The organism is Pectobacterium nicotianae (assembly GCF_023272715.1).
Taxonomy (GTDB): domain Bacteria; phylum Pseudomonadota; class Gammaproteobacteria; order Enterobacterales; family Enterobacteriaceae; genus Pectobacterium; species Pectobacterium brasiliense.
In genome coordinates, this window is sequence record NZ_CP096821.1 from 231,766 (window position 1) to 248,020 (window position 16,255).

General features: G+C 52.2%; 16 protein-coding genes. 12 read left to right on the forward strand and 4 right to left on the reverse strand.

Going from position 1 to position 16,255, the window contains the following annotated elements; translation table 11 throughout:
• Positions 1 to 72 precede the first annotated feature (72 nt).
• The 10 genes from ilvG to MYB54_RS01045 all read left to right on the forward strand — a co-directional run bounded on the left by ilvG (position 73) and on the right by MYB54_RS01045 (position 9,522).
• On the forward strand, positions 73 to 1,719 hold the full coding sequence (gene ilvG, locus MYB54_RS01000) for an acetolactate synthase 2 catalytic subunit (RefSeq protein ID WP_039516435.1): 1,647 nt from the start codon (positions 73 to 75) through the stop codon (positions 1,717 to 1,719).
• Positions 1,720 to 1,796: 77 nt separating this feature from the next.
• Positions 1,797 to 2,057, forward strand: coding sequence for an acetolactate synthase 2 small subunit (gene ilvM, locus MYB54_RS01005; RefSeq protein WP_010294673.1), 261 nt, complete (start codon positions 1,797 to 1,799; stop codon positions 2,055 to 2,057).
• A 24-nt stretch (positions 2,058 to 2,081) separates the two neighbouring features.
• Complete coding sequence (locus tag MYB54_RS01010; protein ID WP_014916970.1) at positions 2,082 to 3,008, forward strand: branched-chain amino acid transaminase; 927 nt, start codon at positions 2,082 to 2,084, stop codon at positions 3,006 to 3,008.
• A gap of 73 nt (positions 3,009 to 3,081) precedes the next feature.
• On the forward strand, positions 3,082 to 4,932 hold the full coding sequence (gene ilvD / locus MYB54_RS01015) for a dihydroxy-acid dehydratase (protein ID WP_039286277.1): 1,851 nt from the start codon (positions 3,082 to 3,084) through the stop codon (positions 4,930 to 4,932).
• Positions 4,933 to 4,937: 5 nt separating this feature from the next.
• Positions 4,938 to 6,482 (forward strand): threonine ammonia-lyase, biosynthetic, encoded by a 1,545-nt coding sequence (gene ilvA / locus MYB54_RS01020; protein ID WP_039277767.1) that lies wholly within the window; start codon positions 4,938 to 4,940, stop codon positions 6,480 to 6,482.
• 310 nt (positions 6,483 to 6,792) lie between these two features.
• Complete coding sequence (locus MYB54_RS01025) at positions 6,793 to 7,002, forward strand: hypothetical protein (RefSeq protein WP_014916966.1); 210 nt, start codon at positions 6,793 to 6,795, stop codon at positions 7,000 to 7,002.
• 28 nt (positions 7,003 to 7,030) lie between these two features.
• Positions 7,031 to 7,510, forward strand: coding sequence for an Hcp family type VI secretion system effector (locus tag MYB54_RS01030; protein WP_071822623.1), 480 nt, complete (start codon positions 7,031 to 7,033; stop codon positions 7,508 to 7,510).
• Between the two features lie 140 nt (positions 7,511 to 7,650).
• Positions 7,651 to 8,241, forward strand: a complete 591-nt coding sequence (locus MYB54_RS01035; protein WP_014916965.1) for a DUF8812 domain-containing protein — start codon at positions 7,651 to 7,653, stop codon at positions 8,239 to 8,241.
• Complete coding sequence (locus MYB54_RS01040) at positions 8,238 to 8,678, forward strand: lysozyme inhibitor LprI family protein (RefSeq protein ID WP_014916964.1); 441 nt, start codon at positions 8,238 to 8,240, stop codon at positions 8,676 to 8,678. Before MYB54_RS01035 ends, MYB54_RS01040 begins: the two co-directional genes overlap by 4 nt.
• A 100-nt stretch (positions 8,679 to 8,778) precedes the next feature.
• Positions 8,779 to 9,522: a DUF2461 domain-containing protein gene (locus MYB54_RS01045; RefSeq protein WP_014916963.1), complete on the forward strand. Its 744-nt coding sequence runs from the start codon at positions 8,779 to 8,781 to the stop codon at positions 9,520 to 9,522.
• A 12-nt stretch (positions 9,523 to 9,534) separates the two neighbouring features.
• Here the strand turns inward: MYB54_RS01045 and MYB54_RS01050 are convergent, their stop codons facing one another.
• Entirely contained in the window at positions 9,535 to 10,335 is an 801-nt protein-coding gene (locus tag MYB54_RS01050) for a lysozyme inhibitor LprI family protein (protein ID WP_014916962.1), read from the reverse strand.
• A complete protein-coding gene (gene ilvY / locus MYB54_RS01055; protein ID WP_014916961.1) occupies positions 10,332 to 11,222 on the reverse strand; it encodes an HTH-type transcriptional activator IlvY in 891 nt (296 codons plus the stop codon). The genes MYB54_RS01050 and ilvY overlap by 4 nt, the downstream gene beginning before the upstream one ends.
• A gap of 167 nt (positions 11,223 to 11,389) precedes the next feature.
• Here ilvY and ilvC point away from each other — a divergent pair, with 167 nt between their 5' ends.
• Positions 11,390 to 12,868, forward strand: coding sequence for a ketol-acid reductoisomerase (gene ilvC, locus MYB54_RS01060; RefSeq protein ID WP_010283900.1), 1,479 nt, complete (start codon positions 11,390 to 11,392; stop codon positions 12,866 to 12,868).
• Between the two features lie 71 nt (positions 12,869 to 12,939).
• Here the strand turns inward: ilvC and MYB54_RS01065 are convergent, their stop codons facing one another.
• A complete protein-coding gene (locus MYB54_RS01065) occupies positions 12,940 to 13,602 on the reverse strand; it encodes an NADPH-dependent F420 reductase (protein WP_248721397.1) in 663 nt (220 codons plus the stop codon).
• 101 nt (positions 13,603 to 13,703) lie between these two features.
• Here MYB54_RS01065 and MYB54_RS01070 point away from each other — a divergent pair, with 101 nt between their 5' ends.
• Positions 13,704 to 14,591 (forward strand): LysR family transcriptional regulator, encoded by an 888-nt coding sequence (locus MYB54_RS01070; RefSeq protein ID WP_104212886.1) that lies wholly within the window; start codon positions 13,704 to 13,706, stop codon positions 14,589 to 14,591.
• 44 nt (positions 14,592 to 14,635) lie between these two features.
• Here the strand turns inward: MYB54_RS01070 and putP are convergent, their stop codons facing one another.
• Positions 14,636 to 16,120, reverse strand: a complete 1,485-nt coding sequence (gene putP / locus MYB54_RS01075) for a sodium/proline symporter PutP (RefSeq protein WP_039504671.1) — start codon at positions 16,118 to 16,120, stop codon at positions 14,636 to 14,638.
• Positions 16,121 to 16,255: the final 135 nt, after the last annotated feature.

Here is a 16,255-nt window from a genome sequence, read left to right on the forward strand (position 1 = left end):
TAACGGAAAGGAACAGAAAATGAACATCAGCATAAAATTCTGTTATTCCCATAAGATGTCGGGGAAATAACTATGAATGGAGCACAGTGGGTGGTTCAAGCGTTGCGAGCGCAGGGAGTGGAAACCGTTTTTGGTTATCCAGGGGGCGCGATAATGCCAGTCTACGATGCACTTTATGACGGCGGCGTTAAACACCTGCTGTGTCGCCATGAGCAAGGCGCGGTGATGGCGGCGATTGGCTATGCCCGCTCAACAGGTAACGTGGGCGTCTGCATTGCGACATCTGGCCCGGGGGCAACGAACCTGATCACCGGTTTGGCCGATGCGTTACTGGATTCTGTGCCTGTGGTTGCGATCACCGGACAGGTTGGGTCGGCACTGATCGGCACCGATGCTTTCCAGGAGATCGACGTGTTGGGGCTGTCTCTGGCCTGTACGAAACACAGTTTTCTGGTTGAGTCTCTCGAATCACTGCCGGAAGTGATGGCAGAAGCGTTCGCGATTGCCAACAGCGGCCGCCCAGGCCCTGTTCTGGTCGATATTCCTAAAGATATTCAGCTGGCGATGGGGGATTTCACTCCGAACTTTGCGCCCGTTGCTAACGATGTTGATTTCCCCGATCAAGATATCGCGCAGGCATGTGCCCTGTTGGCGAAAGCGCAAAAACCCGTGCTGTATGTTGGCGGCGGTGTTGGCATGGCGAATGCGGTTCCGGCACTGCGTGAATTCCTGAGCGTAACGGATATCCCTTCCGTTTCGACGCTGAAAGGTCTGGGTGCCGTGGATGCCAATCATCCCTATTACCTCGGTATGATTGGTATGCACGGCACGAAGGCGGCGAACCTGATTGTGCAGGAGTGTGATTTGTTAATCGCCGTTGGGGCGCGTTTTGATGACCGTGTGACCGGCAAGCTGAACGCCTTCGCGCCTCACGCCAGCGTGATTCACATGGATATCGACCCAGCGGAACTGAGCAAGTTGCGTCATGCTAATGTCGCGTTGCAAGGCGATCTGAACGCGATATTACCGGCGCTACAACAGCCGCTGAACGTCAGCGCGTGGCGCCAGCAGGCGACCATGATGAAGGCGGAATACCCGTGGCGTTATGATCATCCCGGTCAGGCGATTTATGCGCCTGCGCTGCTGAAAACGATCTCCGAACGAATGGATGCGGATACTGTGGTGACGACCGATGTGGGCCAGCACCAGATGTGGGCTGCACAGCATATGACGTTCAGCCGCCCTGAGAATTTCATCACCTCCAGCGGCCTCGGCACGATGGGCTTCGGCGTACCCGCTGCGGTAGGCGCACAGGTTGCGCGTCCGGATGACATGGTTATCTGCATTTCCGGCGACGGCTCTTTCATGATGAACGTTCAGGAGCTGGGCACCATCAAGCGAAAACGGCTGCCGTTGAAGATCGTGCTGCTGGATAACCAACGGTTAGGCATGGTGCGTCAGTGGCAGCAGTTATTCTTTGATGAACGTTATAGTGAAACCGACCTCTCCGATAACCCTGATTTCCTGACGCTGGCAAGCGCGTTTGATATCCCTGGCCAGCGCATCACCCGTAAAGATCAAATTGATGTCGCGCTGGACGCCCTGTTTAACAGCGAAGGACCCTATTTACTGCACGTATCGATAGATGAATATGAAAACGTCTGGCCACTGGTTCCGCCGGGTGCGGGTAACGAAACGATGCTCGATAAAACCGAATAGGCTCGACAAAACCGAACTAAGCTCGGCAAAACCAAACAATGGCCGACTTACACAGAATAAGTGCTGGAGACAACAGAATGACACACCATCAACTTTCGATTCAGGCGCGCTTTCGTCCCGAGGTTCTGGAGCGTGTATTGCGTGTTACCCGCCACCGCGGTTTCAAGGTTTGCGCGATGAATATGGTGCAAACCACCAATGCCGATCACATTAATATTGAACTGACCGTTGCCAGCCATCGTTCGGTGGATTTATTGTCAACGCAATTGAGCAAGCTGTTGGATATTGCCTGCGTTGACATTCAACCGATGACGACATCACAGCAGATCAGCGCCTAACGCAAATAATAAGGAAAAAGAAGAATGACAAAAAAAGCGGACTACATTTGGTTCAATGGCGAGATGGTTCCATGGGCTGAAGCAAAAGTACACGTCATGTCGCATGCCCTGCATTATGGCACCTCCGTCTTTGAGGGCGTTCGTTGCTACAATTCACATAAGGGCCCGGTGGTTTTCCGTCACCGTGAGCACATGCAGCGCCTGCGTGATTCGGCAAAAATTTACCGTATGCCCGTCGCGCAAAGCGTGGATGAGCTGATGGAAGCCTGTCGTGAAACGCTGCGTAAAAATAACCTGACCAGCGCGTATATTCGCCCACTGGTGTTTATTGGTGATGTGGGTATGGGCGTTAACCCGCCAGACGGTTATCAAACCGACGTCATCATCGCGGCCTTCCCGTGGGGCGCGTATTTGGGTGAAGAAGCGCTGGAAGCCGGTATTGATGCGATGGTGTCGTCCTGGAATCGTGTGGCGGCGAATACCATTCCAACCGCCGCGAAAGCGGGCGGCAACTATCTATCCTCTCTGCTGGTGGGTAGCGAAGCACGCCGCCACGGCTATCAGGAAGGGATCGCGTTGGATGTCCACGGCTATGTTTCTGAAGGTGCAGGTGAGAACCTATTTGAAGTGAAGGACGGTATTATCTTCACGCCGCCGTTTACCTCTTCGGCGCTGCCGGGCATTACGCGTGACGCTATCATCAAACTGGCGAAAGATGCGGGATATGAAGTACGTGAGCAGGTGCTATCCCGCGAGTCACTGTATCTGGCGGATGAAGTCTTCATGTCCGGCACGGCGGCAGAAATTACCCCCGTGCGCAGCGTCGATGGCATTCAGGTCGGTGCTGGCAAACGCGGACCGGTCACCAAAGCCTTGCAGCAGGCGTTCTTTGGCCTCTTTACGGGTGAAACCGAAGATAAATGGGGCTGGTTGGATCCGATAAATCAGTAAGTAGTCAAGACAGACAGTCAGGCGGTGACACGTTCCGTCATCGCCAAATTCGTAATTTTTGGAGTAACAGAGCATGCCTAAGTACCGTTCAGCCACAACCACTCACGGCCGTAATATGGCCGGTGCCCGAGCCTTGTGGCGCGCCACCGGGATGACCGACGACGATTTTGGTAAACCGATTATCGCAGTGGTCAACTCTTTCACCCAATTCGTGCCGGGCCATGTGCACTTGCGCGATCTGGGTAAACTGGTTGCCGAGCAGATCGAAGCCTCCGGCGGCGTCGCGAAAGAATTTAACACCATTGCGGTCGATGACGGTATCGCGATGGGACACGGCGGCATGCTCTATTCCCTGCCTTCCCGTGAACTGATCGCCGACTCCGTGGAATACATGGTCAATGCCCACTGTGCGGATGCCATGGTGTGTATTTCCAACTGCGACAAAATCACCCCAGGGATGTTAATGGCGTCGCTGCGTCTGAATATTCCGGTTATTTTTGTTTCGGGTGGCCCGATGGAAGCAGGGAAAACCAAATTATCCGATCAGATCATCAAGTTGGATCTGGTGGATGCCATGATTCAGGGCGCAGATCCGAAAGTCTCGGATGAGCAGAGCGAGCAGGTGGAGCGTTCAGCCTGTCCGACCTGTGGCTCCTGTTCTGGTATGTTTACCGCTAACTCCATGAACTGTTTGACCGAAGCGCTGGGGCTGTCTCAGCCGGGTAACGGTTCTCTGCTGGCGACGCATGCTGACCGTAAGCAGTTGTTCCTGAACGCAGGCAAACGCATTGTCGGTCTGGCTAAGCGCTACTACGAGCAGGATGACGAGAGCGTGCTGCCACGCAATATCGCTAATAAAGCCGCATTTGAAAACGCCATGGTTCTGGATATCGCGATGGGCGGTTCCACCAATACCGTTCTGCATCTGTTAGCCGCGGCGCAGGAAGGTGAGGTGGATTTCACTATGACCGATATCGACAGGCTGTCACGTCAGGTGCCACACCTGTGTAAAGTGGCGCCGAGCACACAGAAATACCACATGGAAGACGTACACCGCGCAGGCGGCGTGATCGGTATTCTGGGCGAGTTGGACAGAGCAGGTTTGCTGAACCGTGAAGTGAACAACGTGCTGGGCAAAACACTGCCGGAAACGCTGGAAGCCTACGACGTGATGCTGACTCAGGATGAGAGTGTAAAAAGCATGTATTCCGCCGGCCCGGCGGGTATCCGTACGACCAAAGCGTTTTCTCAGGATTGTCGCTGGGATTCACTGGATACCGATCGTCAGGAAGGGTGTATTCGTTCCCGTGAATTTGCCTACAGTCAGGATGGCGGGTTGGCTGTGCTGTACGGCAATCTGGCAGAGAATGGCTGTATCGTGAAAACTGCAGGCGTGGATGAAGGGAGTCTGGTCTTCCGCGGTCCGGCAAAAGTTTATGAAAGTCAGGATGATGCGGTAGACGCTATTCTGGGCGGTAAAGTCGTGGCGGGTGACGTCGTTGTGATCCGTTATGAAGGGCCGAAAGGCGGGCCGGGTATGCAGGAAATGCTGTATCCGACCACCTACCTGAAATCGATGGGGCTGGGTAAAAGCTGTGCGCTGATCACTGACGGGCGCTTCTCCGGCGGTACTTCTGGCCTGTCTATCGGCCATGCGTCTCCTGAAGCAGCCAGCGGCGGCACCATTGCACTGGTACAGGACGGTGACATCATCGCGATTGATATTCCGAACCGCAGCATTGCGCTGGTCCTGGATGACAATGCGTTAGCAAGCCGCCGCGCAGCGGAAGAAGCGAGAGGCGAGCAGGCCTGGACGCCGCACAATCGTGAACGTCAGGTGTCTTTTGCGCTGCGTGCGTACGCTAGCCTGGCAACCAGCGCAGATAAGGGCGCTGTGCGGGATAAAAGCAAGCTGGGAGGCTAATGCTGATGGCTGTGTCACAACCTCTTCCTGCCGCGCCGGGAGGCGCGGAGTACCTGCGGGCGATCTTGCGATCGCCAGTGTATGAAGTCACGCAGGTCACACCGCTGGAGAAGATGGAAAAGATCTCTTCGCGGCTGGGTAATGTCATTCTGGTAAAACGTGAAGACAGGCACGCGGTGCACAGCTTCAAGCTGCGCGGCGCGTACGCGATGATGGCCGGTCTGAGCGATGAGCAAAAATCCCACGGCGTGGTAACGGCGTCAGCCGGTAACCATGCGCAAGGTGTTGCGCTCTCTTCCACCAAGCTGGGGATTAAATCGCTGATTGTGATGCCGGTGGCGACGGCTGATATCAAGGTAGATGCCGTGCGCGGTTTTGGCGGCGAAGTGCTGCTACACGGTGCCAACTTTGATGAGGCCAAGGCGAAGGCGATTGAGCTGTCACAACAGCAGCATATGACCTTTCTGCCGCCGTTCGATCACCCTGCCGTGATTGCGGGACAGGGCACGTTGGCGATGGAATTACTACAGCAGGATGCGCATCTGGATCGCGTGTTTGTGCCGGTCGGCGGTGGTGGTTTGGCGGCAGGTGTTGCCGTACTGATCAAACAGCTGATGCCACAGATTCAGGTGATCGGCGTAGAAGCGGAAGATTCCGCCTGTCTGCGTGCGGCGCTGGATGCCGGGCAACCTGTCGATCTGCCGCGTGTCGGGCTGTTTGCCGAAGGCGTGGCAGTGAAGCGCATTGGCGATGAAACGTTCCGCCTGTGTCGGGAATATCTGGATGACGTGATTACCGTCGACAGCGATGCCATCTGTGCGGCAGTGAAAGATCTGTTTGAGGATGTCCGCGCAATTGCTGAACCGTCCGGCGCGCTGGCGTTGGCGGGGATGAAGAAATACATCCAGCAGCATCAGATTCAGGGTGAACGTCTGGCGCATATTCTGTCCGGCGCGAACGTCAACTTCCACGGGTTACGCTACGTTTCTGAGCGCTGCGAGCTGGGTGAACAGCGCGAAGCCTTGCTGGCCGTGACGATCCCCGAGAAACAGGGCAGCTTCCTGAAGTTTTGCCAACTGCTGGGCGGTCGTTCCGTTACCGAGTTCAACTACCGCTATGCGGATGCTAAAGATGCCTGCATTTTTGTCGGCGTGCGTCTGACGCGTGGCTATGCGGAGCGGCAGGAGATTATCGCCGAGCTGTCCGCAGACGGTTATGAAGTGGTGGATTTGTCCGATGATGAAATGGCGAAGCTGCACGTTCGTTATATGGTCGGCGGACGCCCTTCCAAACCGCTCCAGGAACGGCTGTACAGCTTTGAGTTCCCAGAGTCACCGGGCGCATTACTGAAGTTCCTGCATACGCTGGGGGCGCACTGGAATATTTCACTGTTCCATTACCGCAGCCACGGCACGGATTTTGGTCGCGTGCTGGCCGCGTTCGAGTTGGATGCAGGCGATCGGGAATTCGAGCAGCACCTACAGGCGCTCGGCTATGAATGTCACGATGAAACCAATAACCCCGCGTTCCGTTTCTTTTTAGCGGGTTAAGTTAGCGGTTAAACGTTGAGTGTTCCCCTAACGCCGCCGATGGTGTTTCACCGTCGGCGGCGTTATCTTTATGTCATCTGATAGCAACAGGGATGGCATTTCTTTATGGCAACGCAGTTCACGGGTTTTTCTCAAGCGGGTTTAACGTTTCTTCAGCAGGTGTCTCAAGGCGTTGTTGAATCAATCTAATTGTGGTTTGTTATTATTATTTTCAAATTAATTGTTTATTTTTCTAATTTCTTTAAATATTGCTAACTATTGTTTTCTAGGTTAGTTTGGTGAAAAGTGGAATAACACATGGAGACCGAGTATGAAAAATAAAGAAAAACTTGCCATTCAGTTAAATGAACAATTAAAGAGTAGCCTTATTAATAGTTCGTTACCTCCTGAAGAAATACTCGCATTGATGATGAAGTTATGCCTTTCTCTGATGCAGGTGACTCAAAGTAATCTTGTGGAAATGAAGACGTCGGATGGGCGAAAACTTTCACTCAAGCTTGATACACCATCGGTGCATTGATTAGATTTATTCTTAGAGGCTGCTAAAAATGTCGAGTATTATCTATTTAGAGTTGACGGGTGATAAGCAAGGATTAATTTCTTCTGGTTGTTCAACATTGCAGTCAATTGGTAATAGAAGCCAAATTGGTCATGAAGATCAGATTCAGGTGTTAAGTTTAAATCACTCAATGAGTCATGCTGATAATCTATCCTGTCACCCCGTTGAAGTAATTAAACTCATCGATAAATCGTCACCGTTGCTTGGTGTTTCTACCTCTTCCAATGAAAAGCTAAGTGCAAATTTCTTTTTGTATAGGATAAATGCCGCTGGGCAATTAGAGTTGTTTTATGTCATTAAATTAACAGATGCCCGTATTGTTGACATTTCTTGTAGTTATCCGCATTCGATTAATGACAATGACGTCATGCCATACGAGAAGGTTTTATTAAAATATGGTTCTATATCATGGGAACACAAAGTTGCGGGAACATCAGGTTATAGTATCTGGAATGATAGTGGTATTTAATTTACTTGGTAATAAAACATACAGCCATTGATAATTATGTTATTCATGGCTGCTTTATTAACTAATTCATCACTAATCTAAAGAGATGCTAATTAACTTCGCACATTGATGCTTCGTGTTAATGAAAAGGAATTTACTCAATGTTAAGAGTACCTCAAGGACAAATAACCTTTGATGGCGAAGGGAATGATATCCCAGGTAGCCCTTTTTTTAGTCGAGTTATTCACTGGCCAGGAAAGACTAAGTCTGGTGTGACCCTGGGGCGAGGCTATGATATGGGGAAGAGAACCAAGGGTGAAATTTATTCGGATATGCTTAGAGTGGGTATTGGGAGTGAAAAAGCGAGTTTAATAGCGACGGGGGCTGGGTTAAAGGGCGGTGCCGCCGCCACTTTTGTGAAAATGTATAAAGAAAAAATTGGCGTGATTACACATCAGCAACAGATGGAGCTGTTTAATATCATTTATGTTGGATATATAGAAATAGCGAAAAAGCGATATGCACGTTATTCCACCAATGTACCCGATAGGGCCGATTGGGCTGAACTTCACCCTGCTATTCGAGATATTTTGGTGGATCTTGCCTACCAAGGGTTTGCTGGAGAGACGACTATTCCTGTCGCCGCAAAGAATGATATCGATCTGTTAATAAAGAAAATAGAGAGTACGAAAGAGTTGCTAGACTTTGAGGAAGGAAGAAAACGAGCGGATTATTTAAGGATGAAGAAATGAAACCTATATATTTATTTATGTTGATGCTATTTGCTGTGAATGGTATATCCCCTGCATTTGGTGAGATTTATTGGAGTAAACTGGAATTAATGGAGAAAACGTTATGTAAAGATATTATGAAAGGGGAAAGCTATCATGAAGTGGACATTTGTATTGACCGGATGCTTGCTGATTCGACAGAAAAACTAGAACAAAAAAATAAAGAAGCAATAAGCTTTCTATCCAAACTGATAACTATGGAAGGTGAGGAAGATGCCGTTAAGCTTTTCAAAGCAGATCAAGCCGCGTGGAAAAATTATGTTGTCTATCGTTGTGCGTATAAAGTACACCCGTATATTAAAGATAGCCCTATTTATTTTTCTGGTAAAAGTCTTTGCGAGGCGGTAGAAAACTACAGACGGATCGAGTCGCTAGACGGTGAGCTCAATATCCCTTAATACTTATCCTTTGGATAAGTGTGTAACGCCGCCGATGGTGTTTCACCGTCGGCGGCGTTATCTTTATGTCATCTGACAGCAACAGGGATGGCATTTCTTTATGGCAACGCAGTTCACAGGTTTTTCTCAAGCGGGTTTAACGTTTCTTCAGCAGGTGCGTCAGTACAACGATAAAGCGTGGTTTGACGAGCATCGTGCGGTTTACGATGAGCAACTGGTTGCGCCGTTCCGCACGCTGGTGGATGAACTCAGTCTGACCATGTTGCAGATTGATGATCACTTTGAAACGCGTCCTGCCATCGGCAAAACGCTCTCCCGTATTCACCGCGATACGCGCTTTTCTCACGATAAATCACGCTATCGCAGCCATATGTGGCTAACCTTCAAACGTACTCGCAAAGACTGGACGGACGCGCCGGTGTATTTCTTTGAAATCACGCCGGATACCTGGCGTTACGGGCTGGGCTATTACAGCGCGACGCGGAATACGATGGACCTGTTCCGTCAGACGCTGCGCGGTAATCCGTCGCAGTTTCTTGAAGTAGCAAGCTGTCTGGGAAAGACCTTCACGCTGGAAGGCGAAAGCTACAAACGCCCGCTGATTAAAGATCAGGAGCCGGAACTGGCTGACTGGTATAACCGTAAGTCGTTTGCTGCGATATCTACCCGACAGGATATGGACGCGCTGTTTTCCGGCGATCTGGTGACGGTTCTGTCACAGGGTTTTACCCAGCTTGAACCGCTCTATCATTATCTGATGAATGTCGAAACGATGAAGAAGGCCGCGCAGGAAACGGAGTCCGATACGCGGGCCTTTTCGGCGGATAAGTGGTTCGAACGCTAGAGCTAGCCAACGCTACGGCGTTTTCTGCGGCTCCAGTGGCGTTTTATCGCGCTCCAGCAAATAGTTAAACAGGTAACCTTCTTCCCGATTGCTGCCGAAGGTGGCGATTTGCAGATGATCATCGTCAATGCAGGTGAGCAGTATTTTCACCTGCTGACCGAAGCTGCTTTCACCTTTGCCAATCGCTTGCGTATCGCTCATCTGACGGGCGGTGAAGTCTGAATCATCCAGCTTGTTGCCGTAGCGAAATGCAATGGATGCGCCGCCTTCAATCTTGCCGCGCTGGTTGGTCATCGTCAGGCTGACGGCGTGGTAGGGCGCTTTCTGATCGTACATTTCCCGAAAATAATCCCCCAGATCGCGATATTCCTCGGCAGAAAGTCCTGACATCACATACTCATAGCTGAATGAACCGTGGAAACAAGCGGTGCTTTTCACGGGCGTAATCGGCGAAGGGAGTGCGTGCTGCGCGATGTCATTCAGATAGCGCAGCCGGTTTAACTGCTGCTGGTAGCGTTGGCGCAAGCAGTCTTCGTCTTTGCATTGATCGCGTGTGGTCAGCCAGCTGCGCTGAAACTGGTTGAGCGTTTTTTCCCACGGCGCGCTGTTGTCGTACGCCGTCAGAAACGCGCGGGAGGTCTTCCAGACCTGTGCCAGTTCTTCATCGAGCTGCCCGAGCAGCGGGCTGGCGCAAATCAGCTTTTCCTGCGCTGAGGCGGCGTTGTTGCAGGAGAAACTGGCGGCTTGCGCATGGTGGCTGAGGGAAACGAACGTCACCCCTGCGGCGATCAGGGCAGTGAAGGCTATCTTCATGGGGTATCCTGTAATATGTCCCAAAAGGCGGCAATCAGCGGTTCGCTAAGCCGTTTTTTCTGTACACACACGCCGAGTTCAAGCGGCTCCATCACCTGTTCGACAAAGACAGAGACGCGGTTGCGTACCGGTTCTGGGCTGTTTTCCAGTACGACGTTGGGAATCAGTGCGATACCACAGCCCAGCGCGACCATCGATACCATCGCTTCATGCCCGGAGATGGTGGCGTAAATTTGCGGGTTAGTGATGTGGTTGCGTCGGAACCACAGATCGATGCGCTTACGCACCGGGCCGTGTTCCGGCAGGATAAACGGAATCTGCGACCAGTCTGGGTCTGCCTGCCGTACCAGCGACTGCACGGGGCAGGGAAGTGCCGGGATAATCAACGCCAGTGGCAGTTTATCGAGCGGCATGAAGTCAACGCTGACAGGCAGCGCTTCGGGGCGTCCTGCAATCCCCAAATCCCCATCGTTCGACTGAATTTTCTCAACGGCATCGGCGGCATCGCCCGTCGTCAGTTTAATTTCCACTAGCGGGTGTAGCGCCCGAAAGCGATCCAGAATCGGCGGCAGGTGGCTGTAGGCGGCGGTGACGGAACAGAAGATCCGCAGCTCGCCGCTTAACGACGGCCCGTGCTGGTCTATCGTGTGGCGTAGCTGCTGGTATTGCAACAACGTTTGCTGGGCGAACTGCTTCAGGTGATCTCCTGCATCGGTAAGCTGCACGGTACGGTTATCGCGCAGAAACAGCGTCTGCCCTAAATCCTCTTCCAGCCGCTGAATTTGCCGTGACAGCGTGGACGGGCTGATGTGCATCGCCTTGGCGGTACGGCCAAAGTGCCGACTTTCCGCCAAATGCAGGAATAATTTGAGATCACGTAAATCCATGCGATACAGGCCCCGTTTTTTATCTTGCAGATAGTGCAATGTGACGTTGTTAATATATCAATTTAAGCAACGCAATTCCTGTCATATGATGGGGTCATAGTGAATTCCCATCTGGCGGGAATCCTTTCTCGAATAACAGACAAACAAAACCGTATACGGAGCACGACATGGCTAACTATTTCAACACATTAAACCTGCGTCAGCAGCTGGATCAATTGGGCAAGTGCCGCTTCATGGGGCGTGATGAATTTGCCGATGAGGCGAGCTACCTGAAAGGGAAAAAAGTGGTGATCGTCGGCTGTGGTGCTCAGGGTCTGAACCAGGGTCTGAACATGCGCGATTCTGGTCTGGATATCGCTTATGCCCTGCGTGCTGAAGCGATTGCCGAAAAACGTGCATCATGGCGCAAAGCGACCGAAAACGGCTTCACCGTTGGCACCTACGAAGATCTGATCCCGCAGGCTGACCTGGTGGTTAACCTGACGCCGGACAAACAGCACTCAGCAGTAGTTCAGGCGGTACAGCCGCTGATGAAACAGGGCGCTGCGCTGGGCTACTCTCACGGCTTCAACATCGTTGAAGTGGGTGAGCAAATCCGTAAAGACATCACCGTCGTGATGGTGGCACCGAAGTGCCCGGGTACGGAAGTACGTGAAGAATACAAACGTGGTTTCGGCGTACCAACGCTGATCGCGGTTCACCCGGAAAACGATCCGAAAGGCGAAGGTATGGCTATCGCTAAAGCGTGGGCTGCGGCAACCGGTGGTCACCGTGCTGGCGTTCTGCAATCCTCTTTCGTTGCGGAAGTGAAATCTGACCTGATGGGTGAGCAGACCATCCTGTGCGGTATGCTGCAGGCGGGTTCTCTGCTGAGCTTCGACAAACTGGTTGCTGAAGGCACCGATCCGGCTTATGCAGAAAAACTGATTCAGTTCGGCTGGGAAACCATCACCGAAGCGCTGAAGCAGGGCGGGATCACGCTGATGATGGATCGCCTGTCTAACCCAGCAAAACTGCGTGCTTACGCACTGTCTGAGCAGCTGAAGGGCATCATGGCGCCGTTGTTCCAGAAACACATGGATGACATCATCTCTGGCGAATTCTCCAGCGGCATGATGGCTGACTGGGCGAACGATGATGTGAAACTGCTGACCTGGCGTGAAGAGACCGGTAAAACGGCATTCGAAAACGCACCGCAGTTCGACGGTAAAATCGCTGAGCAAGAATACTTTGATAACGGCGTGCTGATGGTTGCGATGGTGAAAGCGGGCGTTGAGCTGGCGTTTGAAACCATGGTGAGCTCCGGCATCATCGAAGAGTCGGCTTACTACGAATCACTGCATGAGCTGCCGCTGATCGCTAACACCATTGCGCGTAAGCGTCTGTATGAAATGAACGTGGTTATCTCTGATACCGCAGAATACGGTAACTACCTGTTTGCTAACGCTGCCGTTCCGTTGCTGAAAGATGCGTTCATGGCATCCCTGCAGCCGGGCGATCTGGGCAAAGCAGTAGCGGGCACCGAAGTGGACAACGCGCAACTGCGTGATGTTAACGAAGCGATCCGTAATCACCCAATCGAAACCGTAGGCCACACGCTGCGCGGTTACATGAAAGACATGAAGCGTATCGCCGTTGCGGGTTAATTTCCGTCAGTGATCGAAATAGAAGAGGGCGCAGCATTGGCTGTGCCCTCTTTTTTATCCGTAGTTACCCTTTATCTTGCGTTATTTACGTCGTGTACCGTCGGTATGTCGCGTGAGGCAAGCGTCAGCGCCGTGGTTAATTCTGCCGTTGTCATACGAACACAATAAGACGGCATTCCCCTTTCAAAGCGCCATCCTTCAGACAACTTTCCCGCATCGACAACATCAAATCCGAATGCATCATAGAGCCCAGCTACAATGGCTTTTTCCTGCTCATCATCACCTGCAAGCGGTAGCGCCCGGCGATGGGCTGAGCCTGTCGGGAGCCCATCGCTTTCAAGCTGCGTCATAGGGATTGCATTGAACGCTTTGGTGATCCTGGCGCCTGGTAAATAACGCGCCAGTAGCTCGCTGGTGGTGGTACTGCGCGTATCCAGTGCGGTGACCTTACCATCTCGCTCGGTATAGTAATTGACGGTATCGATGACGGATTTTCCCCGTAAAACCGGTTCAGGAAGCTTATCGATGGCGGTAAAGGGAATTGCGATAACCACAATGTCACCAAATTGCGCGGCTTGAGTGGCGGTTCCGATGTCGCAGCCGATCATAGGACGGAGGCTGAAAAGTGATTGGGGATCGCGTGAGTTACTGAGCATGACCTGATGACCGTTCTGGAGTGCTAATTTAGCGATCGCCCGTCCAACAAAGCCTGCACCAATAATGCCGATATTCATCTTCTTCTCCTTAATGCTTTTGAGAAAAGAATCTTAATTACCTACAATTTGAAGATAAATTGTGATTTTAAAAGTAAACAAACAATAAATATGAGCGAATTATGGACCGGCTGACCAGTATGAGTGTCTTTGTTAAAGCATCGGAGTTAGGGTCTTTTGCCGCCGCCGCAGAAGCGTTAGGCATATCTCCACAGATGGTGGCGAAGCAGGTGGCATGGCTTGAAACGAGGCTTGGTGTTCGGTTGCTGAATCGTACGACGCGGAGGCAAAGCCTGACGGATATTGGTGTGCGTTATTATGAGCGCTGCAAGGTTGTTCTTGCCGAGGCAGAGGATGCTGACGCAGTCGCCCGCGAAATGCAGGTGACACCTTCGGGAATTATTCAGGTTAACGCACCGGTTACCTGGGGATCGCATCTACTTGCGCCGTTTATCACGCACTATCTCGCACGCTACCCTGACACGCAAATTGCGCTAACGCTGAATGACCGTCTGGTCGACCCGATAGAAGAGGGGTTTGAAGTCATCATTCGTATCGGTGAATTGGCGGATAGTTCGATGGTGGCTTGGCCGCTTCAGTCTTACTCGTTGATTGCCTGTGCATCGCCTGACTATCTGGCGCGTGAAGGCGTGCCAGAGACGCCAGCAAGTCTCGCACGCCACGCGTGCCTGATTTATGGCTTACGCACCGCCGCGACGTCTTGCCGCTGGGTATTCCAGAAAGACGGTAAGTCCGAAGAAATCAGGCCACAGGGTAGGCTTTTTGCTAATGATTGGAACGCGTTGCTGCATGCAGCGATAGAGGGATATGGTATTACGCTGGGGCCGGAGGTCGTGCTACGTAAGGAAATTGACCGTGGACGACTGGTTCAGGTGCTATCTGACTATAACGGCCCTGCCCGCCCGGTTCATGTTATGGTCCCGATGGGACGGCGGTCGGCAGTTAAAATTAAAACCTTCGTCGATGCAGTCAGAGCAACTTTCGGGTAAAGATAAGCCCGTGGCGCTGCGAACGATGCCACGGGCGTGTTTTATCAAACAGACTTATATTTTTCTTCCGCCTGATTGAAGCGATCGGTAATCGCTTTTGATGGCGCTTTACCCAGCAGGCTGACGATAAAAATGGTCAGGCTGTTGAAGATGAAACCTGGGATGATTTCATACAGGCCCAGCCAAGCGTAGTGTTCCCAGATCAGCACGGTTGTTGCGCCCACGATCATGCCGAACAGGGCGCCGTTGCGCGTCATGCGCGGCCACAGCAGGGAAATCAAAATCACCGGTCCGAATGCGGCACCGAACCCAGCCCAGGCATAGCTCACCAGACCCAGCACGCGGTTTTCAGGATTAAACGCCAGCGCGATGGAGATGATAGCCACTAACAGCACCATCGCGCGTCCCACCCACACCAGCTCTTGCTGGCTGGCATTTTTGCGCAGGAAGGGTTTGTATAAATCTTCGGTGATGGCGCTGGAACACACCAGCAACTGGCAGCTTAGCGTACTCATCACGGCGGCAAGAATCGCAGACAGCAGCACCCCGGCAATCCATGGATTGAACAGCAGCATCGACAGCTCGATAAAGACGCGTTCGCTGTTTTGCGTCACGTTACCTGCCTGATCCGGGTTGTTGTGGAAGTAAGCAATGCCGAAGAAGCCTACCGTCACGGCACCAGCCAGACAAAGAATCATCCAGGTCATACTGATGCGGCGTGCGCTGTGGATCGTGTGATGTGAATCTGCAGCCATAAAGCGCGCCAGAATATGAGGCTGACCGAAATAGCCCAGACCCCAGCCCATCAGCGAGAGGATAGCGACAAAATTCAGCCCTCGGAACATGTCCAGGTTGGCCGGATTTTTCGCTTCAATCACCATCAGTGAGCTATCAATTCCTCCAAGAGACAGGATGACGATTACTGGCGTCAGAATCAGGGCGAAAATCATCAGGCTGGCCTGAACGGTGTCCGTCCAGCTTACGGCCAGAAAGCCGCCGATGAAGGTATAGGCGATGGTGGCTGCTGCACCGGCCCACAACGCGGTGCCGTAACTCATACCGAAGGTACTTTCAAACAGGCGCGCCCCCGCAACTACGCCGGATGCACAATAGATCGTGAAGAAAATCAGGATCACTAACGCGGAAATCACACGCAGTAATTTACTGTTATCTTCAAAGCGGTGGGTGAAATAGTCAGGCAGGGTGAGCGCGTTGTGGTTTACCTCAGTGTGTACGCGCAGGCGTCCGGCGACCCATTTCCAGTTCAGATACGCGCCTAACGTCAGGCCGATAGCGATCCAGCTTTTAGAAATCCCGGCAATGAAAATAGCGCCCGGTAATCCCATGAGCAGCCAGCCACTCATATCGGAAGCGCCAGCCGACAGTGCTGTCACCACGCTTCCCATCCGGCGTCCGCCCAGAATGTAATCGCCAAAGTTATTCGTCGCGCGATAGGCGAACAGGCCGATGAGAACCATCCCGAAAATATACAATAGAAACGTCACCAGCATAGGTGTGCTTATTGTCATTCAACTCTCCACATTATTTTTCGTGCCGCTGTCGCGGCGACGCTGTGTTTTATAGTAATCACTCAGGCCGGAACGAGGTCTGACGGTGATGATGGGCTGCAACCGATCCATTTGTTAACAAGGTTGCACAAAGTT

What these genes read in the sequence shown, in the direction of transcription:
- ilvG (WP_039516435.1), top strand. Translation starts at nt 73, where the DNA reads ATGAATGGAGCACAGTGGGTGGTTCAAGCGTTGCGAGCGCAGGGAGTG.
- ilvM (WP_010294673.1), top strand. Translation starts at nt 1,797, where the DNA reads ATGACACACCATCAACTTTCGATTCAGGCGCGCTTTCGTCCCGAGGTT.
- MYB54_RS01010 (WP_014916970.1), top strand. Translation starts at nt 2,082, where the DNA reads ATGACAAAAAAAGCGGACTACATTTGGTTCAATGGCGAGATGGTTCCA.
- ilvD (WP_039286277.1), top strand. Translation starts at nt 3,082, where the DNA reads ATGCCTAAGTACCGTTCAGCCACAACCACTCACGGCCGTAATATGGCC.
- ilvA (WP_039277767.1), top strand. Translation starts at nt 4,938, where the DNA reads ATGGCTGTGTCACAACCTCTTCCTGCCGCGCCGGGAGGCGCGGAGTAC.
- MYB54_RS01025 (WP_014916966.1), top strand. Translation starts at nt 6,793, where the DNA reads ATGAAAAATAAAGAAAAACTTGCCATTCAGTTAAATGAACAATTAAAG.
- MYB54_RS01030 (WP_071822623.1), top strand. Translation starts at nt 7,031, where the DNA reads ATGTCGAGTATTATCTATTTAGAGTTGACGGGTGATAAGCAAGGATTA.
- MYB54_RS01035 (WP_014916965.1), top strand. Translation starts at nt 7,651, where the DNA reads ATGTTAAGAGTACCTCAAGGACAAATAACCTTTGATGGCGAAGGGAAT.
- MYB54_RS01040 (WP_014916964.1), top strand. Translation starts at nt 8,238, where the DNA reads ATGAAACCTATATATTTATTTATGTTGATGCTATTTGCTGTGAATGGT.
- MYB54_RS01045 (WP_014916963.1), top strand. Translation starts at nt 8,779, where the DNA reads ATGGCAACGCAGTTCACAGGTTTTTCTCAAGCGGGTTTAACGTTTCTT.
- MYB54_RS01050 (WP_014916962.1), bottom strand. Translation starts at nt 10,335, where the DNA reads ATGAAGATAGCCTTCACTGCCCTGATCGCCGCAGGGGTGACGTTCGTT.
- ilvY (WP_014916961.1), bottom strand. Translation starts at nt 11,222, where the DNA reads ATGGATTTACGTGATCTCAAATTATTCCTGCATTTGGCGGAAAGTCGG.
- ilvC (WP_010283900.1), top strand. Translation starts at nt 11,390, where the DNA reads ATGGCTAACTATTTCAACACATTAAACCTGCGTCAGCAGCTGGATCAA.
- MYB54_RS01065 (WP_248721397.1), bottom strand. Translation starts at nt 13,602, where the DNA reads ATGAATATCGGCATTATTGGTGCAGGCTTTGTTGGACGGGCGATCGCT.
- MYB54_RS01070 (WP_104212886.1), top strand. Translation starts at nt 13,704, where the DNA reads ATGGACCGGCTGACCAGTATGAGTGTCTTTGTTAAAGCATCGGAGTTA.
- putP (WP_039504671.1), bottom strand. Translation starts at nt 16,120, where the DNA reads ATGACAATAAGCACACCTATGCTGGTGACGTTTCTATTGTATATTTTC.